This is a genomic window from Plantactinospora endophytica, from assembly GCF_016862915.1.
In the GTDB taxonomy this organism is placed as follows: domain Bacteria; phylum Actinomycetota; class Actinomycetes; order Mycobacteriales; family Micromonosporaceae; genus Plantactinospora; species Plantactinospora endophytica.
Genome location: NZ_BONW01000088.1, coordinates 1 through 708, shown reverse-complemented (window position 1 = coordinate 708; position 708 = coordinate 1). Strand labels below are relative to the sequence as shown.

Genomic DNA, 708 nt, shown 5'->3' with positions numbered 1-708 from the left:
CAGCGTTCGATCCTGCCGTCGAGCGCGCGGGGGCGGAAGCCAAATGGATCAATAGCCAGGTTGACCGCCAGCGGCCAGCCGGGCCGCAGCCTCGGCGGGCGTGTCGTCGTAACCGGGCCGGGCCACCAGCACCGACTGAAAGAAGTGGCCTTGCTCGTCAGCCGGGTCGTCATCCGCAGCGAACGGTCGCCACAGCGCCAGATACAGCTCCCGTACGGTGAACCCGTCGTCATCCTCGTTCGGCACGAGGTCGAGGTGGCGACGTAGCCGCTCCACGACCTCCAGCGCAGGCACGCCGAAGACGTCGACATCGCGGTATCGCACCACGTCGCGTTCGGGCGGACGCCACACCTCGATCGCGTTGACGCGGCCCCATGTCGGCCCAACCCCGAAGCCCACACTGAACCCGAGCCCGCTCGGCAGGTGTACGGCCAGTTCACCCGAGGCGGTTGGCTCCAGCGGGCCGAGAGTCTCGAGAGCAACACGGGCCTCGTCGGTTGTCATCCCGAGCCGCAGCGGGCCAACCCCGTGCGGCGGATCGAGCACGAACTCCACCCACTGATGATCGCAGGCCGCTGATCTCCGAAGAAGCCCGACCATGCGCTACGACCGCGCCCGCAAGAACCTCGACCGCCACCCCAACTACATCCTCACCGCCTACATCGCCTCCGGAACGTAACGGCCCGACAAGCGGATTTGCCGAGTAGC

General features: G+C 67.7%; 1 protein-coding gene. It reads right to left on the bottom strand.

Annotated features, from left to right (window positions below):
* Positions 1–48: 48 nt before the first annotated feature.
* Positions 49–555 carry a hypothetical protein gene (locus Pen02_RS41445; protein ID WP_203871688.1) on the bottom strand — a complete coding sequence of 169 codons (507 nt, stop codon included), beginning with the start codon at positions 553–555 and terminating at the stop codon, positions 49–51.
* Between the last annotated feature and the right edge of the window lie 153 nt (positions 556–708).